The organism is Sphaerisporangium sp. NPDC088356 (genome assembly GCF_040685555.1).
Taxonomy (GTDB): domain Bacteria; phylum Actinomycetota; class Actinomycetes; order Streptosporangiales; family Streptosporangiaceae; genus Sphaerisporangium.
In genome coordinates, this window is the sequence record NZ_JBFBIK010000016.1 from 28,867 (window position 1) to 52,855 (window position 23,989).

A 23,989-nucleotide genomic window follows, 5' to 3' on the forward strand; every position below is an offset into this window, starting at 1 on the left:
TGCGGGAGCGGGCACGCCGGCCATCAGGCGTCCACCTTGATCAGTCGCAGGTAGACCAGGGAGAACGCCGCCCCGATGACGAGCATCACCAGCGCCATGGCGCTGCCGTACCCGATCTCGAAGTAGCGGAACGCCTGCTCGTACATGTAGAGCGGCGTGGTCTGGCTGGCCGTGCCGGGACCCCCGCCCGTCAGGGCGTAGATCAGGCCGAAGCTGGCCAGGGTCTGCAGGGTGATGAGCATGAGGTTCGACAGGATCGAGCGGCGGATCAGCGGCAGCGTGATGTGCACGAACCGCCGCCAGGTGGTCGCGCCGTCTACCGACGCCGCCTCCAGCAGGTCGCCCGGCACGTCGGACAGCGCGGCCGAGTAGACCAGCATCGAGAACGCGGTGCCGCGCCAGACGTTGGCCAGGATGATCGCGATCATCGGGGCGGTGAACAGCCAGTCCTGGGAGAGGCCGATCGCGCCCAGCACCTCGTTGAGCGTGCCCTCCTCCGAGAGGAACGAGAACCAGCACGCCGCCGCCACTACCTCGGGCACCACCCAGGCCGCGATCACGACGCCGTTCACGACGCTCCTGGTCACCCGGCCGCGCCCGCGCTGGAGCAGCGCGATGAGCAGGCCGAGGGTGTTCTGCCCGATGACCGCCGACCCGATCACGAAGACGAACGTGAGCAGGAACGAGTTGCGGAAGTCCTCGTCGCCCAGCATCTTGACGAAGTTGTCCACGCCGACGAACCGCGAGTTCACCGACGCCGAGCCGGTCAGCGTCTCGTTGGTGAAGGCGATGTAGACGCTCCACAGGATCGGCCCCGCCAGGAAGATCACGAGCAGGACCAGCGCCGGCGCGAGCGGCAGGATCCAGCGCAGGGCCCCGCGGCCCCGCGGGCGCGGCTCCCCCTCCCCGGGGGAGCCGGCCAGCCGCGGCGGCGTCGCCGTGACGGTCATGAGCCGGAGGTCACCTTGTCCGGGCCGCCCACGACGCCGGGCAGCGCGTCGGCGTACTCCTTGGCCGCCGCGTCGGGGGCCTTGGAACCGGTCGTCATGGCCTCCATGGCCTTCTGCACCTCGGCGGAGACCTTGGGATAGGCCTCGTAGGCCGGGCGGTAGTGCGTCACCGAGGCGAGGTCGGTCCAGAACTTCACCGCCGGGTTGTCGGCGGTGTACGTCGGGTCGGCGGCCACGTCCTTGCGGGGGGTAAGGTCACCGGAGCTGACGGAGTACGTCAGCGTGTTGCGCTTGTTGGTGACCACGCTGATGAAGTCGAACGCCTCCTTCTTGTCCTTGGCGTAGGAGCTCATCGCCATGACCCAGCCGCCCGACATGCTGACGGCGCCGGGATCCTCGCCGTTCTGGGTCGGCATGGGGGTCCACCCGATCTTCTCGGTCCACTGCGGCCACGGTTTGGTGCCGGTGGGCTTCCATGCCGAGGAGAGCCAGGCACCGTCGAGGTCGATGCCCAGTTTCCCGGTGGGGAACCAGTCGTACTGCACCTTCTCGGCCAGCTTGGTGTTGAACGCGTCGGCCTGCTTCGGGCCGAGGTTCTCCCGGTAGATCGTGTTGATGAAGCCGAGCGAGTCGGTGATGCCCTTGCTGGAGGCCACCCACTTCTTCTGGGTCTCGTCGTACAGCGTGCCTCCCGGCGTGCCGTACAGGAGCATCTCGAAGCCCTGCATGGTGGCGGCCTCGCCGTGCGGCTTGGTGGAGTACATGCTGAAGGGAATGGCGCCGGGGACCTTCTGCTTGATCGCGCGGGCGGCGGTCAGCACGTCCGCCCAGGTCTTGGGCTCCCAGGGCACTTGGATGCCGGCCCTGGTCAGCACGTCCTTGCTGTACCAGAGGCCTCGCGTGTCGGTGCTGATCGGGACGCCGTAGATCTTGCCGTCGGGGCCCTTGGCGGCCTGTTTGACCGAGTCGGCGTACTGCGTCGCCCAGTCGGGCCACGAGCTCAGGTAGCCGTCGAGCGGGGCGAGCTTGCCCGCGGCGACGTCGGCGTTGACCTGGAAGGTGTCGTGGAGGTACACGTCCGGAGCCGAGTCGGCCGAGCGGTTCAGCAGTGCGAGCTTGGTGTAGTAGACCTCGTTGTTGCCCTGGACGGGCGTGAGCTTGATCGTCACGCCCTTGTGCGCGGTCTCGTACTCGGTCTTAGCCTGCTTGAGCACCTTGTCCATGTAAGGCCAGCCGGGCTCGGTCTTGTAGAGCACCTCGATCTCCTTGGCCCCGTTGGTGCTCTTCTCCGCCGTGTCCCCACCGCATGCGCCGGCCGTGGCGGCCGTCGCGAGCGCCAGTACCGAGGCCACCATCGCTCGTCTCATCGGACTCCTTCTCCGGCCTTACCGTGACCACGAGCACAGCCCCGGGGCCCCCGACCCACGCGCTGGAGTGGTCCGCCGGCCGTGTTTCGGCCGTGTTTCTTGGGTTGACGAGAACGTAAGTCTTTTTGATTTACTAAGTCAACGGGTTGTGCGATATTGCCTGAGGACCTCAAGGACGCCAGGAGCTAGGCATGCAGATGGGCACAAATCTGCCGAAAGTAGGCAGCTACAACCGTGCCGTCGTCCTTGAGGCGATCCAGGTCTCCGACGGCATCAGCCGCGTCCAGATCGCCGAGCGTGCCGGCCTCACCGCCCAGACCGTGTCCGTCATCGTGCGCAGGCTGCTGGAGGAGGGTCTGGTCTTCGAGGACGGGTCGCTGCCCTCCAGCGGCGGCAAGCCACGCACGATCCTGCGCGTCGACCCCACCGCCGGGCACGCCGTCGGCATCCACTTCGACCCCGGCGAGATCTCGTACGTCCTCGCCGACCTGGCGGGGCAGCCGGTCGCCAGGCTGCGCACCGACGTGCGCCCCGGCCTCGCGCCCGGCGAGGTGATCCGCCAGATGGCCGTCACGGCCCGGCGCATGCTGGGCGAGGCGGGCGTGCCCGACGGCAAGGTGCTCGGCATCGGCCTGGCCTGTCCCGGCCCGCTCGACGCCGACGGCGCCATGCACTTCCCGCCGCGCCTGACCGGGTGGGACCACGTGCCCATCAAGCGCCTCCTGGAGGAGCACACCGGCTTCCCCGTGACCCTGGACAACGACGCCGCGGCGGCGGCCATCGGCGAGCGGTGGGCCGGCCTCGCGCGTGCCACGCCGAGCTTCGCCTACCTGTATCTCGGCACCGGCATCGGCGGCGGGCTGTTCCTCGACAACCAGATCTACCGGGGCCGCTCCCTGAACGCCGGGGAGTTCGGCCACATCACCGTCGTTCCTGACGGCCCGGAGTGCTACTGCGGCAACCGGGGGTGCGTCGAGGCGGTCTGCTGCCCGAGCGCCATCGAGGCGACCGTACGATCCCGCCTGGCCGAGGGCGCGCGGAGCACGCTCACCGGAGCCGCCGACAGCGCGCCGGGCCTCGCGAGGACGGCCGGTGACATGCCGGACGGGGACGCCCAGGGAGCACCGGCCGGCGGCAGCGTCGACCACTCGGCGATCTGCGCGGCCGCCGCTGCCGGCGATCCGCTCGCGCGCGAGGTCATCGGGGAGGTCGCGGCCCGCCTCGCCGACGCGGCCGTGAGCATCGTGAACATGCTCGACATCGACCTGCTGGTGATCGGCGGGCCCGCCATGCGCGAGGTCGCCGGCTTCTACCGGCAGGTCATCGCGGACGCCGTGGCCACCCGGCCCCTGGCCCGCCGCCTGCACACCGCGCGGGTCGAGGTCTCCCCCCTCGCCGCCGACGCCGCCGCGATCGGCGCGGCCTCGCTGGTCTTCCACGCCACCTACGCTCCCCGCCTCGGCGCTCTCCTGACATCCTGAACCTCGCACCCGACCCGCGAGACCCTCTCTGAGCCCCTCGCGCCCGACCCTCGATACCCTCCTGACACCCCGAGCCCCCTGCACCCGACCCTCGAATCCCCGGCCTTCACCCGTGCCCCCGGTGCCCGCTGGTCCGCCCATCTCCCGAGCGACGAGAAGCCCATGACTCCCTACGTGCTGGCCGCCGACATCGGCGGCACCAAACTGGCCGCCGCCATGATCGGCGAGGACGGCGCGGTGCTCCGCCGCGGCGAGGTGCCAACCCCCGCCGCGCTCCCGGGCGAGGCCGCCGTGGTGAGCCGCGCCCTCACGAACCTGATCCACGACATGGCCGGGGACGCCCCGCCGCTGGCGGTCAGCGTCGCGTCGGCGGGGCCCCTCGACCTCCTCGCCGGCACGGTGAGCCCGGTCAACATCCCCGCCTGGCGGGAGTTCCCGATCCTCGCCCAGGTGGCCGAGGTGGTTCCGGGCGTGCCCTCCCACCTGGTGGGCGACGCCGTGGCGGCGGCCGCCGGAGAGTCCTGGCGCGGGGCCGGACGCGACACGGCCGCCATGCTCGGCATCGTGGTCTCCACCGGCATCGGCGGCGGCCTCGTCCTCGGCGGCGTCCCCTACGCGGGGCCGACCGGCAACGCCGGGCACATCGGGCACATCGTGGTGGACCCGGGCGGCTCCCCCTGCCCGTGCGGCGCGGCCGGGTGCGTCGAGACCATCGCGAGCGGCCCCTCGATGGTCCGCTGGGCCAGGGGGCAGGGGTGGCAGGGCTCCGACGCGCGCGAACTGTCCAGGGCGGCCCATGACGGTGAGGCGGTGGCCCTGGCCGCCTTCGAACGTGCCGCCGGCGCGCTCGCGAGCGCGATCGTCTCGGTGGCCGCCATCTGCGACCTCGACCAGGTGGTGGTCGGCGGCGGGGTCGCCGGAGCCGGCGAGGTGCTGTTCGCCCCCCTGCGCCGGGCCGTCGCCGGTCGTGCGCATCTCGGGTTCGTCCAGCGGTTGCGCGTCACTCCCGCGGCTCTCGGACGTGACGGGGGGCTCGTCGGCGCGGCCCGCATGGCACTGCTCCGCTGAACACCGTCGCCGATCGGCGTGATCTCCGGTGGGCGGGCCGATCGCCGGGGAATGACGGGACCTTCGGCCCTGATCGGCCGCCGCCCGCGTCGGGCAATCTGGACCCATGACACTGGATTCGGCGGGCCTGCAGGTGCTGTCGCGCGAGGAGTGCCTCGCGCTGCTCGCCTCCGTCCCCGTCGGGCGCATAGTGTTCACCGACCGCGCCCTCCCCGCCGTCCAGCCCGTCGGCTTCGTCCTGGACGGCGAGCACGTCGTGATCAGGACCACCGCCGGCTCCCGGCTGGCGTCCGCCGCCCGGAACGCGGTCGTCGCGTTCGAGGTGGACGAGTTCGACGCGCGGACGCACCAGGGATGGTCGGTGACCATGGTCGGCCACGCGCGGGCCGTTCAGGACCTCGCGGAGATCCAACGGCTGGCCCTGCTCCCCCTGACCCCGTGGGCGCGGGGCGGCGGTGACCAGTTCATCGTCATGTTCCCCCAGCAGATCTCCGGACGCCGGATCCACGGGGAGGCCGCCCTCACGTGAGCGCCTTCAGCTCCTCCAGCGCCTCGCGCAGGTAGCCGGTGACGCTCCACACGTCGGGCACCATCGTGCGGCAGGCGACGACCCCCACGGCGATCTGCCCGTTGTAGGAGAAGGCCGTGATGTTGAGGCCTCCGCTCGCGTCGGTGACCACCGACACGGGGTACTGCGCGAGCAGCCGCCGCCCGCACACGTACAGCGGGATCTGCGGCCCTGGGATGTTCGAGATGATCAGGTTGACCGGCGGCGAGGTCTGGGCGACGAGCCCGAAGGCGGCGCGGTCCGCCAGACCGGTCAGGGCGGCCGGCATGCTCTCGCTCAGGTGCCGCAGCCAGCGGGCGGGGGCCAGATTGAAGCGGTCCTTGATCCGCCGCATGGCCTGGTGGACCGCCTCCAGCCGCTCGCCCGGATCGTCGATCTGGGTGTCCAGCGAGGTGATCATGAGCGTGACCTGGTTGCCCGGCCCCTCCTCGTCCACGTCCCTGAGCGAGAACGGGATGCCGGCCACCAGCGGCTCGTCCGGAAGCGCGTCGTGCGCGATCAGCCAGCGCCGGACGGCCGTCGCCGCCAGGGTCATGACCACGTCGTTGACGGTGATGCCGAAGGCGTTCTTGATCTGCTTGACCTCGTCGAGCGGGAGCTCCACGAACGCGAACCGGCGGTGCGCGGACACCGGGCCGTTGAAGGGCGTCCGCGGCGCGATCATCTTCGGCAGCTCGGGGACCTCCTGCCCGAGGCCGACCTGCCGGGCCAGCCAGCGCGTGGCCCGCGACACCGGCACGGCGCCGGGAAGCCGGGAGATGATCGGGATCTCGTCCAGGTAGGGCATCGCCTCGGCGATGAACCTCAGCAGGTGCGCCGGGTTGGCGACCAGCCGGCCGGCGGTCCTGAGCAGCATCTCCGCCGTCTCCGGAGCCTGCTCCGGCTCCGCCGGCCGCTCGGCGGCGCGGCGCTTCGGCCGGGGCTCGACGTCCATGAACGCGGCGAGCACGTCGGCCCCGCCGATGCCGTCGATCGCGGCGTGGTGCAGCTTGGTGTAGAGCGCGGTACGGCCGCCCTGCAGCCCGTGGATCAGGTACATCTCCCACAGCGGGTGGCGCCGGTCCAGCCGCCGCGCGTGCAGCCTGGCCACCTGCGCGGCGAGCTGCCGGTCGGTCCCCGGCGACGGGAGCGCCAGCTCGCGCACGTGGTAGTCGAGGTCCAGCGCCTCGTCCTGCACCCAGTACGGATGGTCGAGGCCGAGTGGCACCGGCACCGCCCTCTCCCGGAGCGGCGCGACCAGCGCCGACCGCTCCTCGACGAGCTTGACGAGGTCGTCACGCGCCACCTCGCCTTCCAGGATGGACAGCCCGGCGACGTTGGCGACGTTCGTCTCGCTCTCGAAGCTGAGAAACTGCGCGTCGAGCGCGCTGAGCTGCCGCACGGGCCCACCTCCTCGATCTCGGTCCGGGCCAACGCGCCCGCTCCTGTCCCCGCGCACGTCCGTCCCCTCCCTACCTGCCCCTTCCCGCCCGTACGATGCCGGTCCCGCGTACCGTTCAGGCACCGAACCGGTGGACGGACACCAGGCACTGAACCCGCCCGTGGTGTTGCCGGGCGGGGCCCAATATGCGCCAATGGCGAGTGGGTGCGGTCCTTCCAGGGGGTGCCGGGCACGTGAAGAGGCGTCGAATGGGAGTGGTCGCGTGGGGGACATAGGTTCTTCGGCAATCGAGGAGCGCGTCGAGGAAATATGGAAAGACGTGCTCGGCGTCTCGGCCGGCGAGACGAATGCCACGTTCTCCGAGCTGGGCGGGCGGGGAATGTCCGCCCTGCGAATCGTCGCCCGTATCGAGAACGAGCTCGGCGTCAGGGTCGAGGTGGGCGACCTGTTCGACCACCAGCGCCTGGACGCCTTCGTGCGCCACGTCATGACGAAGGCGCGGACCGTCTCGTCTCCCGACGAGCAGGGCGAATAGCCCCCGCCGCACTGGCATCTCCTTCCCGGGCCACCCCGGCGCCGCGCCTTCCGGCACGCCCTGACCGGGACCCTGTCCGGATGTAGCCACGCCCTCATCTCCGGCGGCCTGCGCGCACGTCGCGCGGGCCGTCTACCTGGCGTTGTTCCCCTCAGCCCGTCGTGCGCGGGCAAGCCCGGCCGGCCGTTGGCAGGAAGCTGCTACCGGCGTGCAACTTGCTGACTTGGAATCGTCTGGTTCGCGGCCCCCGAGTCGCCGAGAGTTGGTTGTGCGAGAACGAACACCACAGCCAATGAAAGGAGAACCGGAAATGAAGAACTCGAACCACTCCGCCGGATTCAAAATCGCCGCCGGCACCACCTGGGACTCCGCGAAAGCCACGCCCGGCACCACCTGGGACTGAGGAAGAAATCAGATGCTGGTCGAACTGACAATCCGCCGTACGGCCGGAGAGCCGTTACCGAATTCACCGGTGGACGGAATCCGGATACTGGCCCTGCTGCCGAAGGAATGGCGTAAGGACCTCAAGAACGTCACCGGCGACATCGCCATCCGGGTCCATACCGACGAGGAGATCACCAGTGCGCAGATCCGCGCCGAGGTGACCGCCATCCTCACCAACCCCGAAGTGAGCGACTGGGAGCTCGTCAACTGCCACGCCCTGACCAACCGCCACAACCAAGCGAAGGAGGACACGCCATGAACGCTCTCGCCCTGAAGACCGCCGAATGCCGCGTATGGTGGGCGGACCCGCGGGACCAGCCGATCGAGACTCTGCTCAGCGTGCTCAACGAAACCGAGCTGACGCGTGCCAAGACCTACCGCCGCGAGCAGGACAGGCTCCGCTTCCTCACCGCCTCCTGGCTGCTGCGCACCACCGCCGCCAGCCAGCTGGACATACCGCCGGAGAATGTGCCCATCGAGCGGCGTTGCGGGAGCTGCGACAAGCCGCACGGCAGGCCGTACATCCTCACCGGCGACAACCTGCACGCCTCGATCTCGCACTCGGGAAGCCGCGTCGCGGTGGCACTGACGACCGCCGGCCCGGTGGGCGTCGACGTCGAGGAGGTGCCGACGGCGCCGGTCAGCGAGCTCGTACGGTGCGCGCTGTCACCCGCCGAGCAGGCGGTACTCGGCACGCTTCACGAGCGGGACCAGCAGGCCGGCTTCGCGCGGATGTGGGTGTGCAAGGAGGCGGTGCTCAAGGCGACCGGCCACGGGCTGCGGATCCCCCCGGACAAGGTGGAGGTCAGCGGTCCCCTGGAGAAGCCCGAACTGCTCGCGTGGCCCCTCGAGATTTCCCCGCAAAGCGTGCAAATCACCACCCTTTACCCCGGTGACGGGTACGTCGGCGTGGTGGCGGTCCTCACGGACGACACCTCGATCACGGTCTCCGAATGGGAGACCACCGCCGTCGGCCGCAACCTGTTCTCTTCCGCGGCTCCCATAGCCGCCTGACCACCATTGACGCGATCAGCACGAGACTGTTGAATAACTACGGGAATTCATCTTCGGCAGGGCCCCCGGCCGCGCCGATAAACTAACCGCCAGGTCCGATTTCCGTATTGTTGAGAGGCAGTCTAGCTGTAAAGGAGAGGAACCTGACCTGCCGTGAAGAATCATTACATCCTCATTCCGGGCCCGTGGATGGGCGCCTGGGCGTGGGAGCCGGTGACCCGAGGGCTGCGTAGCCTCGGCCACCAGGTCCGCCCGATCACCCTGTCGGGCCTGTCCAGCCCCGACGCCGACGTCTCCACCGTCGGCCTCGCCACCCATGTGGACGATGTGCTGTCGATCCTCGAGAAGGACGACCTGCGCGACGTCATCGTCGTCGGGCACAGCTATTCGGGCATCGTCGCCGGCCTGGTGGCCGACCGGGCGCCCGACCGCGTGACGCACACCGTGTTCGTCGAGGGTTTCCTGCCGCACGACGGCAAGTCGATGCTCCACGCCTTTCCCGAGCGTCAGCGCGCCGGCGAGCTGGAGCTGATCGCCGAGAACAGCGGGCGCTGGCCGATCCCCGATGTCACGATCGTGGCCGAGGGGCAAGATCTGTCGACCCAGCAGGCCCATTGGCTGGTGGAGCGCTTCGTCGGGCATCCAGGGCACACGCTCTCAGAGCCCGCCGTCCTGACGCGGCCGCTCGCACAGCAGCGGGCGAGCTACATCGTGTGCTCCAAGGAGCACTTCGGCGGCCGGGTCTCCGACGACGTCGCCGCCATGCGCGCCGAGCCGAACTGGACCTTCCACACCATCAACACCGGCCACTGGCCGATGGTCTCGGCGCCCGACCAGCTCGTCACGATCCTGACCTCGATCGCCTCCCACGAGAACCCCCCGTACGCCCCGGCCCGCCCCGCGTAGCCCGGCCCCCGCACGGCAGACCCGGCACGACAGACCTGGCACGACAGACCTGGCACGACAAGAGACAGACCCGGCACGACAGACGGCCCCTTGGCGGGCCCGGGGTCGGCGGCATCACGCGACACGTTCCGTTCGGGAACACAGATGTCGCGCCGCGATCCCATCCCTCTCCACCACAGCCCGCACGGCACCGCCTCGCCATGCCCCCGGCCGGCTCAGAGGACCGCGGGCACCGGGGCGAGGAGACCGGCCCGCCCGTAGTCGAACTCCAAAGAGAAGACCCGCTCGAAGGCCAGCGCGATCTTGATCTCGCCGCCGCTGTTCGGATGGACGCCGTCGTAGGCGTCGCCGTACGGATCGTAGACACCGTCCAGGTCGACCAGGACGGTCCGCGACCGGGCGGTGGACATCGCCGCCAGGCTGAAGGACAGCTCCCGGTTGTAGGTAGTGATGTCGCGCGCCAGGCTCGGATGGTCGCGCAGCCGTGTGCGGTGCACGACGTTGGCGATCAGGAGCTGGACGTCCGGATTGGAGTCACGCGCCCGCCGGACGAAGGTCTCGGCGTCCGCCAGCAGACCGGCGGGACGGGACACACCCCAGGCCAGGTCGTTGAATCCCAGCGCGACCATGAGGTAGTCGGCGTCGTAGGCGGCGACGGCGTCCCGGATGTTGTCCTTGGCCTCGCGGAGCATGCGCCCCCAGCTCGCGTAGTGCCTGCTCCCGCCGAACGCGATGCCCCGCCGGTAACGGCCGGCGTGGACGGGGTCCGCCGGGTGGGCCGGGTGGTCGCCCGGCTGGACCGCGGAGGACACCCAGGTACCCGCCCACGGCCCGACGAAGCGCGCCGGAATCTCCAGCTCGGTGAGGTTCCGCCAGAACCGGTACCGCCAGGAGTAGTCGCCTTCGCGCCCCTGGCTGATCGAGTCTCCGACGATCATGATGTTCGGCGTCGCGCCCCCACCGGCACGCGACCACGCTCGCCGCCGCTCACCGGCGGGCGGCGCGCTCACCCGTGGGACACGCTTCGTACCGCCGTCTCCTCCGGCGCGGAAGCGGTGAGCAGGCGGCGCACCGGGCCGGCGTACGCGAACACCAGCACGAGAAGCCCGGCGAGGAACACCAGGGCCGTGAAGATCCATTCGTTGGAGCCGCCGGGCCCGTAGACCAGGTTGGGGCGTCCGACGTCGATGGCCTTGGTGTCCATCCCAGGGCTGAGTGAATCTCGGTCGCTGCCGTACAGCGCGACCTCGGCGCGGTCGATCCTGCCGTCGTCGGAACGGAACTCCCCGAGCCACGAGCAGCTCTCGTGGCCGGGGTGCTGGATGCAGCTGACGCTCCGCGCGGTGAAGACGCCGGGGTCGCCGTCGCCCCGCGCCGCGCGCAGCGTCGGGCCGACGTTGGGCACGACCAGGTACAGCAGGAAGGCGCCGACGAGGGTCAGGACCACGGTGAAGAACGGGGAGCGCCCGCGCCTCCCGTGTTCCGGCGTCATCCCTTACCAGCCGTGCGCGTGGGCGGGGCGGGCGCAGGCGCACACCATCACGGCACGCTCGGACGGGCTGGGCCGCAGGTGGCGGATCATCGCGATCACCATGGGGATGAAGACGACGGTGTTGTAGAACAGGTGCAGCTCCACACGAGGCACCAGGAGCTGGATGATGCTGGTCGGCACGGGGCGGCCCGCGAGGTTCGACCCGCTGAGGGCCTGGCTGAGCAGGAGCAGGTGCTCGAAGTGGTGCCAGATCTGGATGACGAGCGCCGCGTTCCACCACGTGCGCGAGCTACCGGTGAAGCCCTTCCTCAGGATGATCAGGCCGATCAGCATCAGCAACGCGTAGCCATAGTGCATCCACTCGGACTTGATCAGCCACGGGAAGGGCACGCCCAGCACGCCACGCGCCTCAGGGATCGGCCAGCCGAGGACCCAGATCTGGATCGCCTGGGCGATGTGCTCGGCCCAGTGGGCCAGGACGATCACCGCGAAGACCTGCAGAGCGGTCTTGTGGTATCGGCTGTTGAGGGCGTTCACCTTGACTGGAGTGGTCGTTACTGCCTCGGTCGCCATGCGCAAACCTCGATCTCAGGAATCTTGACCGCGAGCCCGGCGCACGGCTCACCGCGCAGAGGAAGCTCTCCTCCGCCCGCGATCTCGCGACGGCGCCGGGAACCTGCGTCCAATTGTCGCGGGCCACTCCGGGCACGGTCTTCTTCCGGCTTGCTCACTTACCGCCACCGGACCGCGACGGCGGGCTCTCGGCCCACCACGAGCCCAACCCACCGCGCCCTCGGCTGACCGCGTCCTCAGCTCACCTCGTCCTCAGCTCACCGCGTCCTCGGCCGGTCGCTCGGGCGGGACGAACGGGCCCCAGGCGAAGGCGGGCAGCCACGGCCCGGGGTCCTCGCTCCAGGAGAGCTCCGCTATCTGCGCGTGCGTGCGCCGCCCCGCGAGCGAGCGCAACAGGTCGTGCCGGGGGGCGCCCAGCGTGGCCACCGGCGGCCCTCCCTGGCCGGCCACCCACCACGTGCCATCGGTCTCGATGCGCAGCGGGGGAAGCCCGCGCCTGTCCACCTCGGCGGAGAACCCGGAGACGACGACGTCGAGCGCGCCCGGGTACGCCGGGTGCCCGGCGGGCGGTGGCACGCCCAGGGCGTGGCGGACGTCCAGCTCGTGGGTGAACGCGTCCATCACCAGGATGGGGGCCCGCCGGGCCGCGCCCGCGGCGACGAGCCGCTCCACCTGCTCGCCCGCGTCGGCCCACGCGGCGAGAAGATCCGCGAGGCCGGCGTCTCCGCCGGACGGGGCTTCCGCCGCCGGGCGCTCTCCGGACCGGCCCGTCACCCGGGCGCAGATCTCGACCAGGTGCGCGATGACGTCGCGGACCGTCCACTCCGGGCACGCGGCGACGGGGATGCCGCCCGCGTCCGGGCGGCTCGTCAGCAGCCGGGAGAGGTTCTCCCGGACCTGGCGGTAGGCCACGGCCTCGGGGACCCGCTCCCAGCCGGAGGCGGACGCCGTCCCCGTATCGGAGGTGCCGGGCACGCGCTCCGCGCCGGACGCGGACGTCACGGTCTCGTACGGGCCACCCGCCATGCGCCACTCTCCGCTGTATCGTCCGAAACTCGCATGACGGTCACAGAGGCACGTTACCGTGCTTGCGCTGCGGCGACGGCTTGCGCTTGTTGCGCAGCATCGCCAGCCCGCGCGCGACCGCCGAGCGCGTCTGCACCGGATCGATGACATCGTCGACCAGCCCTCGTTCCGCGGCGTAGTGCGGGTGCATGAGTTGTTCGGCGTACTCGGCCACCAGCTCGGAGCGCAGCCTCGCGGGGTCCGCGGCGGCGGCCAGCTCCTTGCGGAAGATGACGTTCACGGCGCCCTCGGCGCCCATCACGGCGATCTCGTTCGTCGGCCACGCCAGCGAGAGGTCCGTGCCGATGGTGCGCGAGTCCATCACGATGTACGCGCCGCCGTACGCCTTGCGCACGATGACGTGGATGCGCGGCACCGTGGCCTCGCAGTAGGCGTACAGCAGCTTGGCGCCGTGCCGGATGATCCCCTCGTACTCCTGGTCGGCGCCCGGGAGGAAGCCCGGCACGTCGATGAGCGTCACGAGCGGGATGCTGAAGGCATCGCAGAACCGCACGAACCGCGCGGCCTTCTGGGACGCGTTGACGTCCAGTACGCCGGCCAGCACCATCGGCTGGTTGCCGACCACGCCGACCACCTCGCCGTCGATGCGGGCCAGCACGCAGACCACGTTCTGCGCCCAGTCCTGGTGCATCTCCAGGAACTCGCCGTCGTCCACCAGCTCGGCGACGACCGCCCGCATGTCGTACGGCCTGTTCGGCTCGACCGGGACTATCTCGGCCAGCCTCGGCCGCAGGTCCATGGTCGCGTCGCGGGAGGGCGCGCTGGGCGGGAACTCCAGGTTGTTGCCGGGCAGCATCGAGACGAGGTACCGCACGTCCTGCAGGCAGCTCTCCTCGTCGTCGTGCACGAACGTCGCCACACCGGAGCGCTTGCCGTGGACGTCGGCGCCGCCCAGCTCCGCGTGGGTGACCCGCTGCCCGGTGACCGCCTCGACCACATCGGGCCCGGTGAGGTACAGCTGCGCGGTGTCGCGGACCATGAAGGCGAAGTCCGCCAGCGCCACGGTGTACGCGGCTCCACCCGCGCACGGCCCGAGCACGACGCTGATCTGCGGGATCACGCCCGACGCCTGGACGCTGCGCTGGAAGATCCCGCCGTACCCGCTGAGCGCGACCACGCCCTCCTGGATCCGGGCGCCGCCGCTGTCGATCAGCCCGATCAGCGGGGACCCGGTGGAGATCGCCAGATCCATCACCTTGTGGATCTTGGACGCGTGCCCCGCGCCGAGCGATCCGCCGAAGATCGTGAAGTCCTGGGCGTAGACGAACACCCGGCGGCCGTCGATCGTGCCCGACCCGGTGACCACGCCGTCGGTGTGCGGGCGGTTGTCCTCCATCCGCAGGCCGTGGGCCTGGTGGCGGCGGTACATGTCGAGCTCGATGAACGAGCCCTCGTCGAGCAGCGTGTCGATCCGCTCGCGCGCCGTGCGCTTGCCGAGCGCGTGCTGCCGCTCGACCCCCTGGGGGCGGCCGGAGACGATCCCGTCGCGCAGTCCCGCGTGCCGCTCGCGAAGCGCCGCCATCGACCGGGGCGGCGGCGCCTCCTCCCGGCCGTCCCCGTTCGCGTGCTCGTCGGGGCGGGCGCGGGCGCCGTCCTTGGTCCGCCTGGGCACGGAGACCGGCACGAAGTCGAGCTCCACGGTGCTCACCGGTGCCCCCGTCGCAGGGTAGTCAAGGCTCGGGCTTGTCGCGATCCGCTCGCTCATGGCGGCATCTCCCCTCATTGCGCTCCTACAGACGTCAGGCTCGGCCGTACCGACCCCGCCTGCCGAGCGGACAGGCGGCCGCTTTCGTACAGCCAGCGCACCGTGTCACCGACGGTCTCGGCGACGGGCCGGGGCGCGATGCCGGACGTGCCCGCGTTCTCGGCCACCCGGGTGGCGCAGGCGCATGTGTAGATGGCCCCGTACTCGGCGGGGATGTGCCACGGCCACACCCGCTGGACCAGATCGGTGAGCAGCCCGATCGGGATCATCCCCCGGGCCGGCAGGAACAGCGTCGGAAGCGCTCGCCCGGTGACCTCGCGCAGCACGTTCACGTACTCCCGCGTCGACAGGTAGCGGCCGGGCCCGAAGTGCCGGTCCGGCCCGCCGGCCGGCGAGGCCAGCACCTTGGCGTGCAGCGCGGCGGTGTCCCGCACGTCGCCGACGGGGAACCCGCCGAGCGGCCATATGGGGGTGAGCCCGCGAAGCACGCCTCGCAGGCGCGCGTTCTGGTCGCCGAGGTTCGGGTCGTGCGGGCCGAGCAGGGCGGGCGGATAGGTGATGACCACCGGCGCCCCCTCCTCCTGGTGCCGGCGCGCGATCACCTCCGCCTCGGCCTTGCTCGCCATGTACGTCTCGCGGGGCCGGCCGACCGGCGAGCCCTCGTCGATCACCCGGCCGGGGGCCGGGAACATCGCGACGATGCTGGACACGTGGACGATCTTGCTCGCCCCTGCCCGCCGCGCGGCGCCGAGCACGAGCTCCGTGCCCCTCCCGTTGACCTCGCGCATTCGCGCGCGGAGCCTGCTGTCAAAGGAATACACCGACGCCGCGTGCAACACGGCGTCGGCACCGCGCATCGCCCGGGCCACGCTCGCCTCGTCGGTGACGTCTCCCGGCACCGCGTCGACGTCGTCGCGGCCGAGGCCGAACGGCGCGAGAGCGCGGTCGACTTTCGAGATGTCGCGGACGAGCATCCGAACCCGGTGGCCCGTCTGCACAATCGCCGCGACCGAATGGGCGCCGACGAATCCCGTACCGCCGGTCACGCTCACCAGCATCAGACCATCTCCTCTGATCCACACCAGTCAAATGCCTGCCCCTCCCGCCTGTCACCTCCGAGTGTGCTTTGACCCGGTGTAAGGGCGCGCGTGGATCACCACTATCGATCTCCGGCACGCGTGGGAGCGTTGGCAGGATGCTGTTAAAGGCGTGCAACTTGATGACGCCGAATTGTCTGGCACGGCGACCGCGGATATCGGAGAGTTGGTGGCACGAGAACGAAAACGACGAACGGCAGAAGGGCCTGAAAATGAAATACCGGAATTCAGGAGTGCGGCGGTCCGGTGCCGGTGGAAATGACGATGCCGGTGGCAATGACGATGCGCCGGCGGAGACCCGGCGCGCGATCCTCGCCGATCCGGAGGCCGGGGACTGGCAGCTCGCGACCCGCTACACCCTGGCCGACGGCCGGCACGGGCCACCGGGGCCGCGACGCGACGCCGTGGGGCCGTACGAGGGCCGTCAGATCCAGTTCTCCTCCTTGGCGCGGAGGGCGGCCTGAAAGCGGTTGACGGCGCCGAGCCGGGCCATGAGGTCCGCGACGTAACGCCGGTAGGTACGGACCGAGACATCGATCTCACGTGCCGCGATCTCGTCCTTGTCCGCCCTCGCCATCACCTCCAGCACCTTTCTCTCCAGCTCGGAGAGAAGCGGCGCGTCCGTACTGGGTTCGGTGAACTCGCGGAAATCGGTGGCGGCGTCCCACACCCCGTCGAAATAGGTGACCAACTGTGAGACCAGGCCGGGTTCCTTCACGAGCAGCGCGCCCCGGGAGCTTTCCTTCGGATGAATGGGAACGACCGCGATACTGCGGTCGAAAATCAACATCCTGTCCATGGGGTCTTCTGTGATGTGAATCTGGCCGCCGAGGCTGACGACCTCACGTAGATATGCCGACATGTTCTGATCGTCGAGTGCTTTGGGATGGTAGACCGCCTTGACGGCGAGCCCACGGCGCAACGAGCGAGTATCCAAAGGCAGCGCCGTTTCGATGGCGCCGAGTGAAAGGGGTCCCCCCGGATGCAGGCACAACGTTTCCTTGTACGAGAAGAACCCAAGGTCGTCGAGTCGCTGGCGGACGCGGTCGAGGCCTTCCACCCGTTCGATGTCGAGCGCCGACGTCGCGTTCTCGCCATGCCGCTGATCCTCTATGAAGGAGGCGATGGCGTCGCGTGTGGTCAGAACGCGGCGGATCTCCGTGTTGAGCTCGTTGAGACGCTGCTCGATGAGGCGTTCGATGCCGATTCTCGGCTCGGTGGCCACCACCCGGTGGCGGTCGGTGAGGTCGAGCAGGGACAGTCTTCCCAGCGTCTCGATCGCACCCTCGATCGTGTCGGGGTCCAGGTCGAGTGCCTGGCGGATCGAGCCGATGCCGTCGCCACGGTGTCGAAGGAAGTACCGATAGATCTCTACTGCTTCAGCCGGAACACCTATGACGGAAATGTCCATGGCTCGCCTCCTGGCCATGTACCTCACCCAGGGGGGACCACGGGGTCCTCGACCCTTGCCCGGCTCCATGGATATGTATGATTAGAAACTATCAGAGATTAGATGGTTCGTAAACCCTCACATAGCTGGCCGAGGTCAGGTGCCGCCGGCCAGCTGGGCGAGGATCCGGTTGAGATGCGCGCGATCCTCGTCGGTGAGCTTGCCGGTCACGCTGCTGTGGACCTCCGCCGTCAGCGGGTGGAGCACCTCCACCAGCAGCGCGCGACCCGGATCGGTCAGCTCGATCGAGTAGGCGCGCCGGTCGGTGCGGTCGCGGCTGCGCAGGACCAGCCCGCGCTGCTCCAGGACGTCGATGATGTGCACCATCGTCGACCGGTCGACGGCGAGCCGCCGCCCGATCTCCTGCTGCGACAGCGGCCCTGCCGCTTCGAGCACGACCAGCACTCCGTAGTCGCGCCAGCGAAGATCGTCGCCCTTCAGCGCCTCTTCGATCCTGAGCGTGACCTCACGCGCCGCGTCGTTGAGCAGCCAGCCGGTGGACTCTGCCAAGAGTCGTGCGGTCGGCGCGGGCTCGCGCCCGTTTCCGCCCATAGCCCCAACCTCTCCTCGACGGATCGGCGATCAGACATCCCGATCATCAGCCACCTGCGAGTCGGCCCACGTCGACACGATCTCACGGACCTCCTCCCAGAGCTCAGTGACCTCATCCCACGTCGTCCCGGTGTTAGGGCCGACTCGTCCTGCGGACATGGGCTCCTCCTCCACGATGAGTGCCCGTGCACCCCAGCCGAGGCCATCCTTCGCCCCCTACGCAATAATCAGCTTCGCAGATCATCAGTATTCCTGTCAATCAGTAGAGCTGATGATTTGTAAGCAGTTGTTGCGCTGCCCATTCCAGCGTGTGACACTCGTGGCATATATAGGCATGCTTGATAGGGACATGCCGCGCGTTACGGGACAGGTGACTACGGAAGGCACTTATGTGAGCGGTGATTCCGACGTACCCTTGCCGGGCTTCCTGTCCACCTCCACCAGCCTTCTGCTGGGCAAGGCCAACGATCTCTTCAACGAGATCCTTGAGGCGGCGGTAGAGCCCTTCGGGCTGCGGTCGAAGGATTTCATCGTGCTCACGGCCATCGACTCGATGGGGCCGCAGTCACAGCAGCAGCTCGCCCGCACTCACGGCATCGACAGGACCACCATGGTCAGCGTCGTCGACGGGCTCGAACGGCTCGGCCTGGTGCAGCGGGCCCGCAATCCCGACGACCGGCGCAAGTACGCGATCGGGCTGACCAACGAGGGCCAGGCCCTGCTCCGGCACAAGCTCGGACCGGCCATGCTCAACGCCCTCGACACGTTCCTGGCACCGTTCACCCCTGACGAGCGCGAGCTGTTCAACAAGTTCCTCTGGCGCCTGATGCACGAGCGCGGCCCGGCGGAGCCCGGAAGCGCCGGCACCCCTTAGAGGCCGGCGCGGTCGCGGACCGCCGGCGCCTCTACGGCACCGGGCAGGGAAGCGTCGTGCCGGGCGGCACCGTCCGGTAGCAGGCGGCGCCCGGGCAGACCACCTTCACAGGGTCGTCGAACGCGCCGAGCCCGACCAGGATCGGCTCGTGCCCGAACCGGCGGGCGGCGATGTCGGCCCAGCCGGGCGCACCGTCCCACACCTCGGGCCGGTCGATCGCCGACGGATCGGCGTCCAGGGCGGACCATTCCAGGTAGGCGAGGTAGTCGACCTCGCGATGCCACACCGTCAGACGGCGCAGGGAGTCCCCGGTCGACAGCGTGTTCCACGGCTGCGCCCGCGCGGCCAGCGCGCGCAGGAACGCCTCGCTGACCGCCTCCCTCACCGACCGGGCGGCGGCCGTGGCGATCGTGGTGCCCTCACCGCTGACCCCGACGACCGCGATCTGGAAGTCGGGACCGGGAAGCACGAACGCCGACATCCGCAGCCCGAGGGCCGGTATCGCGTCGGCCGCCCCGGGAGGGATCAGCAGGTCGAGATGCTGGGACACCCGCAAGAGCGGCATCCGCGGGCTCGTCCACCAGCGCGTGACCATGTCGTGGGCCAGCAGGTCGGCGATCGCGCCGGACACGCCGTCCGGGGCCTGGTCCTCCAGCACGCCGACCGCGGTGGGCTCGACCCGGCAGTCCCGGTCGCCCATCCACACGACCTCGGCCGGCAGGTCGTACCGCTCCTGGCTCAGCAGGCCGATGCCGCTCACGCGCGCGTGGTGATCCGGCGGGGGCTCCGGCATGAAGTCCGAAAGGCACAACTCCCTGCCGTCGCGGACGGCGCCGCGCCGCGCGCCGCCGTCCGGGAGCAGGTGCAGGGCGTCCAGAGCCGAGGCCCGGACCCGGGCCCTGCCGCGCGCGACCTCCGGCGAGAAGCCCGCCGACACGGTCACGACCCCGGACTCCCGCCGGTGCGCGTACGCCAGGTAGACCTCTCCGCCGAGGCATTCGGCGATCTCTTCCAGATGTACCGGCGACCGCGACGCCGAAATCGCTGAGATGTCAGGTGTGGGCGCCATCAGTCACTCCTCGCGACGGATCCCGGACTACCGAGGGTCCTCTCGTGAAGGCCCTCGGCTAGCGGCCGACTGCCGCCGCCGGAAGGGTCTTGCCATTAGCCAGGCCGCGAGCCGGGCCTCCCCGGCATCCAGCACCCCGATTAGTGTCGCGGATCATACAGAGGTGCTGACACAGCACCAGTAGAACACGCCTCGTGAAGGACGCGTCAACATGAAAGGAGTGATCCAGCAACATGGAAGAAGAGACACCGGGTCAGCGACCCGGACCGCACCTCGCGCCATTGCCGGAGTAATGTTCACGCTCGATTCTTCAATGGGTGTTCGACAGTGCTTCCACAATACACGTGGAATCGGCGCCCGCCGGCTGTCGCAACCCCTGCCCTCCGGTATGGGAATCCGCTCACACTAAAGCCTCGCATTAAACGATAAAGGGGAACCCCAGTGTGCGACAAGACCCCAGAAAGGGGGAATACACCACGACCCTCGCGACTTTCGGAAATCATCAGGGAATGCCAGCGGCCTGGCGAGCGCGCCGGGTCCCGGTTAAGACGGGCATTCCGGTGCGATCGCCAGGCCGTGGGATGTCACAGTGCCCGCGAAGGCTCTTCGGCCCCGGCCGGGCTTCACCCGGCACGGTCACCTCGCCGGGATCAGGCTCCCGGCCACCTGTCAGGCGGCGCCGCGGGGGCTGTTCTGGTAGGCGGCGAGCTTCCACTCGCCCTCGTGCCGGGCGACGACCCATGTGGCCCGGATGGCGCTCTCGTCGGAGAGCTCGGTCTCGCCGGCGCCGATCACGCCGCCGACGGTGATCACCAGGGCGGAGTCGTCGCTGAGGAACCGCACGTCGATGGGCTGCCCGGTTACCTGGGTGCCCTTGTACGGGCCCTGGAAGGCGCCTGCCATGAAGGCCTCGATCTGGTCGGCGCCCTTGCGGTAGAAGCCGGGAAGGATCATGGTCCCGTCCGGCGTGAAGACGTCGGCGAAGGCCTTGGCGTCCTGGTGCGCCCACGCGGCGACGATGCGCCCGGGGACCGAGACCACGGCGGCCTTGTCCGCCTCGGTGACGCCGGCGTCGATGGTCGCTGAGGAATTGGATGTGGCCATGGTCAACCCTTCTCCGTGAGAGGCGATGCTGATAGAAGATGGCGAACGGGCGTCCGCCCGCCGATCAGATGTAGAGCGTGTTGGGCTCGAGACCGCACAGGATCCGGCCGTACAGCTCGGCGTTGGTGTTGGGGTGCATCAGGGCGTGCAGGTTGACCGCCTGGATGTCACGGGCGATGCGCTGGATCGGCACGTGGCTGTAGATCGACCCTCCGCCGCTGGCCGTGTTGAAGATGTCCACGGCCTCCTTCGCCAGCCTGCACACCGCGCCCATGTCGGCGCGTGCCCTGGCTCGCTCCTCCAGCGTCCACGCCGCGCCCTCGACGCCCTTGGTGTCGACCAGGGACGTCAGGCGGTGGGCGTGGAACTCGGCCTCGTCGATCTTCATCGACGCGTCCGCCACCTGCAGGTGGGTCAGCGGGGCCTCGCTCTGGCTGCCGTAGCCGGTGTAGGTGATCTTGCGCTCGGGAAGCCGCTCCAGGAACGTCTCCTTGGCGCCCTTGGCCATGCCGACCACGGTCCCGACCGAGGAGGCCGAGGCGACCGGGAGCAGCGGGGTCCGGTAGATCGGCCGCTCGGCGTTGGCCTGCGAGGCCGACTGGCCCTGCAGCACCGCGCCGAGGTGCAGCACACGCTCGGACGGGATGAAGACGTCCTGCGCGATCGTGCTGACGCTGCCGGTGCCCTTCAGGCCCGCCGTGTACCAGTCGTCGGCGATCTGCAGGTCGGAGATCGGGACCAGCGCCATGATCGGCGCGGGCTCGCCCTCCCCTCCTACCAGGATCGCGACGACGACCTGCCAGTGGCTGTGCAGGGCGCCGCTGATGAAGCCCCACTTGCCGTTGACGACGATGCCGCCCTCGACCGGCGCGGCCATCGCGGTCGGGCTCAGCGTCCCGCACACCCGCACGTCAGGGGTCGAGAACACCTCGTCCTGGACCTGGTCGGGGAACAAACACGCCATCCACGTCGGGATCCAGTACACCGACGCCACCCACGAGGTGGACCCATCGGCCCTGCCGAGCTCCGACGCCACGTCGACCAGCGTGCGGGTGTCGGACTCGTAGCCGCCGTAGCGGATGGGCACCCTCAGCTTGAAGACGCCGGCGTCGGCGAGGGCCTCGATGGACTCCTCGTGAATGCGCCGGTTCTCCTCCGCCCAGGCCGCGTTCTTGCGCAGAACGGGCACCAGTTCGGACGCACGACGAGCAAGCTGTTCCCGCGTCGGAACATCGGTCGTCAGCACCATATCCTCCTAAAAGAATCCGACGAGAATGTGCGGCGCCGGCAAGATGCGCGCCGGATGGCCGGAACCCAAACGTGGCCGGATGGCCGTCCGCCGATGCTCACCATTCGAAGTTCGCATTCCCGCCCGGCTCGCGCATCTTCTGGATTGCGGGGCCACCGCCGGGCCGGGGACAGACCGCAACGTGAGAGATGCCCACGGAAATCCCCGGTGTGAGGATTAAGGTCCGCAACAGGCTTGCGGTGTGCCCGTCCATCAACGTCGGCGAGCGGGACGTGTCGTCGACAACACTCCGGCTCCGGCCGTTTACCCGACCCCTTTCCTGCCGGCGCGCGCGTGCGATCGCGGACTTTCTTCGAGCGCGTCCCATTGACAGCCACGCTCGACAGCTACCGATTCATCGAGGAGTTGAGGTGCTAGACCAGGAAAGCAGTCCGGCAGCCGCCGACCAGGCCCCCGCCGCAGGCACGGCCGAATCGCGGCCGAAGACGCGTCCGCTGACCGGTGACGAGTACATCGAGAGTCTGCGCGACGACCGTGAGATCTACCTGTACGGCGAGCGCGTCAAGGACGTCACCTCGCATCCTGCCTTCCACAATCCCATCCGCATGACCGCGCGGCTGTACGACGCGTTGCACGACCCGGCGAAGCGCGACATCCTCACCAAGCCGACCGACACCGGCAGCGACGGGTACACCCACAGGTTCTTCACCACGCCGCACAGCGTCGAGGACCTCGTCGGCGACCAGCAGGCCATCGCCGAGTGGTCCCGCATGAGCTACGGCTGGATGGGGCGCAGCCCCGACTACAAGGCCTCGTTCCTCGGCACGCTGGGCGCGAACGCCGACTTCTACGAGCCCTTCTCCGACAACGCGCGGCGCTGGTACAAAGAGTCGCAGGAGAAGGTCCTGTTCTGGAACCACGCCATCGTGCACCCGCCTGTCGACCGCAACCGGCCGCCGGACGAGGTCGCGGACGTCTTCGTCCACGTGGAGAAGGAGACCGACGCGGGGCTCATCGTCAGCGGCGCGAAGGTCGTGGCGACCGGCTCGGCGCTCACCCACTACAACTTCATCGCCCACTACGGCCTGCCCATCAAGGACAAGCGGTTCGCGCTGGTGGCCACGATCCCCATGGACGCCAAGGGCATGAAGCTGATCTGCCGGCCGTCCTACACCACCACCTCCACGGTGATGGGAAGCCCGTTCGACTACCCGCTCTCCTCGCGGATGGACGAGAACGACACCATCCTGGTGCTGGACAAGGTGCTCATCCCCTGGGAGAACGTCTTCGTCTACGGCCACCTGGGCAAGGCCCTGCTGTTCACCGGCCGCTCGGGCTTCTTCGAGCGCTTCACCTTCCACGGCTGCACCCGCATGGCGGTCAAGCTGGAGTTCATCGCCGGCCTGCTCATCAAGGCGACGGAGATGACCGGGTCCAAGGACTTCCGCGGCGTGCAGACCCGCATCGGTGAGGTGCTGGCCTGGCGCAACCTGTTCTGGGCGTTCTCCGACGCGGCGGCGCGCAACCCGGTGGAGTGGAAGGACGGCGCGCTGCTGCCCAACCCCGCGTACGGGCTGGCCTACCGGTGGTTCATGCAGATCGGCTACCCGCGCGTCAAGGAGATCATCCAGCAGGACATCGCCAGCGGACTGATCTACATCAACTCGAGCGCGGAGGACTTCAAGAACCCCGACATCCGCCCCTACCTGGACAAGTACATCCGGGGTTCGGACGGCAGCGACGCCGTCGAGCGGATCAAGGTCATGAAGCTGCTCTGGGACGCCGTGGGCACCGAGTTCGGCGGGCGCCACGAGCTCTACGAGCGCAACTACGCCGGCAACCACGAGAACACGCGAGTCGAGATCCTGGGCGCGCAGCTCACCAACGGCCAGGTCGACCAGTACAAGGCCTTCGTCGACCAGTGCCTCTCCGAGTACGACCTCGACGGCTGGACCGTCCCGGACCTCTCCTCGTTCGACCACCTGCGCCGCATCGGCAACGGCACGCTGAACGGCTGAGCACGA

The 23,989-nt window shown here is 69.5% G+C and carries 24 protein-coding genes; 10 read left to right on the forward strand and 14 right to left on the reverse strand.

The annotated features are described in order from the left end of the window. Positions 1-23: 23 nt before the first annotated feature. Together AB0O34_RS08970 and AB0O34_RS08975 are read right to left on the reverse strand one after the other, a co-directional pair. Positions 24-950, reverse strand: coding sequence for a sugar ABC transporter permease (locus AB0O34_RS08970; RefSeq protein ID WP_363914263.1), 927 nt, complete (start codon positions 948-950; stop codon positions 24-26). Continuing rightward, positions 947-2,317: an extracellular solute-binding protein gene (locus AB0O34_RS08975; RefSeq protein WP_363914265.1), complete on the reverse strand. Its 1,371-nt coding sequence runs from the start codon at positions 2,315-2,317 to the stop codon at positions 947-949. Before AB0O34_RS08975 ends, AB0O34_RS08970 begins: the two co-directional genes overlap by 4 nt. A 191-nt stretch (positions 2,318-2,508) precedes the next feature. On the opposite strand from AB0O34_RS08975, the gene AB0O34_RS08980 reads away from it, so the two are divergent. The 3 genes from AB0O34_RS08980 to AB0O34_RS08990 all read left to right on the forward strand — a co-directional run bounded on the left by AB0O34_RS08980 (position 2,509) and on the right by AB0O34_RS08990 (position 5,395). Next, complete coding sequence (locus AB0O34_RS08980) at positions 2,509-3,798, forward strand: ROK family transcriptional regulator (protein ID WP_363914267.1); 1,290 nt, start codon at positions 2,509-2,511, stop codon at positions 3,796-3,798. 162 nt (positions 3,799-3,960) lie between these two features. Further along, the gene (locus AB0O34_RS08985) at positions 3,961-4,866 is read left to right on the forward strand and encodes an ROK family protein (protein WP_363914269.1); all 906 of its coding nucleotides are present in this window, start codon (positions 3,961-3,963) and stop codon (positions 4,864-4,866) included. A gap of 106 nt (positions 4,867-4,972) precedes the next feature. Continuing rightward, positions 4,973-5,395 carry a pyridoxamine 5'-phosphate oxidase family protein gene (locus tag AB0O34_RS08990; RefSeq protein WP_363914271.1) on the forward strand — a complete coding sequence of 141 codons (423 nt, stop codon included), beginning with the start codon at positions 4,973-4,975 and terminating at the stop codon, positions 5,393-5,395. Here AB0O34_RS08990 and AB0O34_RS08995 read toward each other — a convergent pair. Then, complete coding sequence (locus tag AB0O34_RS08995) at positions 5,388-6,815, reverse strand: wax ester/triacylglycerol synthase family O-acyltransferase (RefSeq protein WP_363914273.1); 1,428 nt, start codon at positions 6,813-6,815, stop codon at positions 5,388-5,390. The two genes, AB0O34_RS08990 and AB0O34_RS08995, sit on opposite strands and share 8 nt — an antisense overlap. Before the next feature lie 262 nt (positions 6,816-7,077). Between AB0O34_RS08995 and AB0O34_RS09000 the strand changes: the two genes are divergently transcribed. The 4 genes from AB0O34_RS09000 to AB0O34_RS09015 all read left to right on the forward strand — a co-directional run bounded on the left by AB0O34_RS09000 (position 7,078) and on the right by AB0O34_RS09015 (position 9,714). Continuing rightward, complete coding sequence (locus AB0O34_RS09000; protein ID WP_363914275.1) at positions 7,078-7,350, forward strand: phosphopantetheine-binding protein; 273 nt, start codon at positions 7,078-7,080, stop codon at positions 7,348-7,350. A 415-nt stretch (positions 7,351-7,765) separates the two neighbouring features. Continuing rightward, positions 7,766-8,053, forward strand: a complete 288-nt coding sequence (locus AB0O34_RS09005; protein WP_363914277.1) for a hypothetical protein — start codon at positions 7,766-7,768, stop codon at positions 8,051-8,053. Further along, positions 8,050-8,808: a 4'-phosphopantetheinyl transferase superfamily protein gene (locus AB0O34_RS09010; protein ID WP_363914279.1), complete on the forward strand. Its 759-nt coding sequence runs from the start codon at positions 8,050-8,052 to the stop codon at positions 8,806-8,808. Before AB0O34_RS09005 ends, AB0O34_RS09010 begins: the two co-directional genes overlap by 4 nt. A gap of 153 nt (positions 8,809-8,961) precedes the next feature. Then, a complete protein-coding gene (locus AB0O34_RS09015) occupies positions 8,962-9,714 on the forward strand; it encodes an alpha/beta hydrolase (RefSeq protein ID WP_363914281.1) in 753 nt (250 codons plus the stop codon). A gap of 215 nt (positions 9,715-9,929) precedes the next feature. Here AB0O34_RS09015 and AB0O34_RS09020 read toward each other — a convergent pair whose 3' ends face one another. The 6 genes from AB0O34_RS09020 to AB0O34_RS09045 all read right to left on the reverse strand — a co-directional run bounded on the left by AB0O34_RS09020 (position 9,930) and on the right by AB0O34_RS09045 (position 15,628). Then, the gene (locus AB0O34_RS09020) at positions 9,930-10,724 is read right to left on the reverse strand and encodes a GDSL-type esterase/lipase family protein (protein WP_363914283.1); all 795 of its coding nucleotides are present in this window, start codon (positions 10,722-10,724) and stop codon (positions 9,930-9,932) included. Next, positions 10,721-11,206: a hypothetical protein gene (locus AB0O34_RS09025; protein ID WP_363914285.1), complete on the reverse strand. Its 486-nt coding sequence runs from the start codon at positions 11,204-11,206 to the stop codon at positions 10,721-10,723. Before AB0O34_RS09025 ends, AB0O34_RS09020 begins: the two co-directional genes overlap by 4 nt. A gap of 3 nt (positions 11,207-11,209) precedes the next feature. After that, positions 11,210-11,779 carry a hypothetical protein gene (locus tag AB0O34_RS09030; protein ID WP_363914287.1) on the reverse strand — a complete coding sequence of 190 codons (570 nt, stop codon included), beginning with the start codon at positions 11,777-11,779 and terminating at the stop codon, positions 11,210-11,212. A 252-nt stretch (positions 11,780-12,031) separates the two neighbouring features. Then, entirely contained in the window at positions 12,032-12,805 is a 774-nt protein-coding gene (locus AB0O34_RS09035; RefSeq protein ID WP_363914289.1) for a maleylpyruvate isomerase family mycothiol-dependent enzyme, read from the reverse strand. Positions 12,806-12,845: 40 nt separating this feature from the next. Beyond that, positions 12,846-14,570 (reverse strand): acyl-CoA carboxylase subunit beta, encoded by a 1,725-nt coding sequence (locus tag AB0O34_RS09040; RefSeq protein ID WP_363914291.1) that lies wholly within the window; start codon positions 14,568-14,570, stop codon positions 12,846-12,848. A gap of 14 nt (positions 14,571-14,584) precedes the next feature. Then, on the reverse strand, positions 14,585-15,628 hold the full coding sequence (locus AB0O34_RS09045; protein WP_363914293.1) for an NAD-dependent epimerase/dehydratase family protein: 1,044 nt from the start codon (positions 15,626-15,628) through the stop codon (positions 14,585-14,587). 158 nt (positions 15,629-15,786) lie between these two features. Between AB0O34_RS09045 and AB0O34_RS09050 the strand changes: the two genes are divergently transcribed. Continuing rightward, positions 15,787-16,131, forward strand: coding sequence for a hypothetical protein (locus tag AB0O34_RS09050; protein WP_363914295.1), 345 nt, complete (start codon positions 15,787-15,789; stop codon positions 16,129-16,131). Here AB0O34_RS09050 and AB0O34_RS09055 read toward each other — a convergent pair. Both AB0O34_RS09055 and AB0O34_RS09060 read right to left on the reverse strand, forming a co-directional pair. Next, on the reverse strand, positions 16,092-17,078 hold the full coding sequence (locus tag AB0O34_RS09055) for a hypothetical protein (RefSeq protein WP_363914297.1): 987 nt from the start codon (positions 17,076-17,078) through the stop codon (positions 16,092-16,094). The two genes, AB0O34_RS09050 and AB0O34_RS09055, sit on opposite strands and share 40 nt — an antisense overlap. Before the next feature lie 135 nt (positions 17,079-17,213). Beyond that, on the reverse strand, positions 17,214-17,669 hold the full coding sequence (locus AB0O34_RS09060; protein ID WP_363914299.1) for a MarR family transcriptional regulator: 456 nt from the start codon (positions 17,667-17,669) through the stop codon (positions 17,214-17,216). Positions 17,670-18,060: 391 nt separating this feature from the next. Here AB0O34_RS09060 and AB0O34_RS09065 point away from each other — a divergent pair, with 391 nt between their 5' ends. Next, positions 18,061-18,543 carry a MarR family winged helix-turn-helix transcriptional regulator gene (locus AB0O34_RS09065; RefSeq protein WP_363914301.1) on the forward strand — a complete coding sequence of 161 codons (483 nt, stop codon included), beginning with the start codon at positions 18,061-18,063 and terminating at the stop codon, positions 18,541-18,543. A gap of 31 nt (positions 18,544-18,574) precedes the next feature. On the opposite strand, the gene AB0O34_RS09070 is transcribed toward AB0O34_RS09065, so the two are convergent. From AB0O34_RS09070 to AB0O34_RS09080, 3 genes are all read right to left on the reverse strand, one after another. Further along, positions 18,575-19,612 carry a hypothetical protein gene (locus AB0O34_RS09070; RefSeq protein WP_363914303.1) on the reverse strand — a complete coding sequence of 346 codons (1,038 nt, stop codon included), beginning with the start codon at positions 19,610-19,612 and terminating at the stop codon, positions 18,575-18,577. A 669-nt stretch (positions 19,613-20,281) separates the two neighbouring features. Beyond that, positions 20,282-20,716 carry an SgcJ/EcaC family oxidoreductase gene (locus tag AB0O34_RS09075; RefSeq protein ID WP_363914305.1) on the reverse strand — a complete coding sequence of 145 codons (435 nt, stop codon included), beginning with the start codon at positions 20,714-20,716 and terminating at the stop codon, positions 20,282-20,284. A gap of 64 nt (positions 20,717-20,780) precedes the next feature. Continuing rightward, the gene (locus AB0O34_RS09080) at positions 20,781-21,962 is read right to left on the reverse strand and encodes an acyl-CoA dehydrogenase family protein (protein ID WP_363914307.1); all 1,182 of its coding nucleotides are present in this window, start codon (positions 21,960-21,962) and stop codon (positions 20,781-20,783) included. A 413-nt stretch (positions 21,963-22,375) separates the two neighbouring features. Between AB0O34_RS09080 and AB0O34_RS09085 the strand changes: the two genes are divergently transcribed. After that, on the forward strand, positions 22,376-23,983 hold the full coding sequence (locus AB0O34_RS09085) for a 4-hydroxyphenylacetate 3-hydroxylase N-terminal domain-containing protein (RefSeq protein WP_363914309.1): 1,608 nt from the start codon (positions 22,376-22,378) through the stop codon (positions 23,981-23,983). The last annotated feature ends 6 nt before the right edge of the window (positions 23,984-23,989 follow it).

Coding starts and splice junctions, on each gene's coding strand:
- AB0O34_RS08970 (WP_363914263.1), bottom strand. CDS start 950: ATGACCGTCACGGCGACGCCGCCGCGGCTGGCCGGCTCCCCCGGGGAG.
- AB0O34_RS08975 (WP_363914265.1), bottom strand. CDS start 2,317: ATGAGACGAGCGATGGTGGCCTCGGTACTGGCGCTCGCGACGGCCGCC.
- AB0O34_RS08980 (WP_363914267.1), top strand. CDS start 2,509: ATGCAGATGGGCACAAATCTGCCGAAAGTAGGCAGCTACAACCGTGCC.
- AB0O34_RS08985 (WP_363914269.1), top strand. CDS start 3,961: ATGACTCCCTACGTGCTGGCCGCCGACATCGGCGGCACCAAACTGGCC.
- AB0O34_RS08990 (WP_363914271.1), top strand. CDS start 4,973: ATGACACTGGATTCGGCGGGCCTGCAGGTGCTGTCGCGCGAGGAGTGC.
- AB0O34_RS09005 (WP_363914277.1), top strand. CDS start 7,766: ATGCTGGTCGAACTGACAATCCGCCGTACGGCCGGAGAGCCGTTACCG.
- AB0O34_RS09010 (WP_363914279.1), top strand. CDS start 8,050: ATGAACGCTCTCGCCCTGAAGACCGCCGAATGCCGCGTATGGTGGGCG.
- AB0O34_RS09025 (WP_363914285.1), bottom strand. CDS start 11,206: ATGACGCCGGAACACGGGAGGCGCGGGCGCTCCCCGTTCTTCACCGTG.
- AB0O34_RS09030 (WP_363914287.1), bottom strand. CDS start 11,779: ATGGCGACCGAGGCAGTAACGACCACTCCAGTCAAGGTGAACGCCCTC.
- AB0O34_RS09035 (WP_363914289.1), bottom strand. CDS start 12,805: ATGGCGGGTGGCCCGTACGAGACCGTGACGTCCGCGTCCGGCGCGGAG.
- AB0O34_RS09040 (WP_363914291.1), bottom strand. CDS start 14,570: ATGAGCGAGCGGATCGCGACAAGCCCGAGCCTTGACTACCCTGCGACG.
- AB0O34_RS09045 (WP_363914293.1), bottom strand. CDS start 15,628: ATGCTGGTGAGCGTGACCGGCGGTACGGGATTCGTCGGCGCCCATTCG.
- AB0O34_RS09055 (WP_363914297.1), bottom strand. CDS start 17,078: ATGGACATTTCCGTCATAGGTGTTCCGGCTGAAGCAGTAGAGATCTAT.
- AB0O34_RS09060 (WP_363914299.1), bottom strand. CDS start 17,669: ATGGGCGGAAACGGGCGCGAGCCCGCGCCGACCGCACGACTCTTGGCA.
- AB0O34_RS09070 (WP_363914303.1), bottom strand. CDS start 19,612: ATGGCGCCCACACCTGACATCTCAGCGATTTCGGCGTCGCGGTCGCCG.
- AB0O34_RS09075 (WP_363914305.1), bottom strand. CDS start 20,716: ATGGCCACATCCAATTCCTCAGCGACCATCGACGCCGGCGTCACCGAG.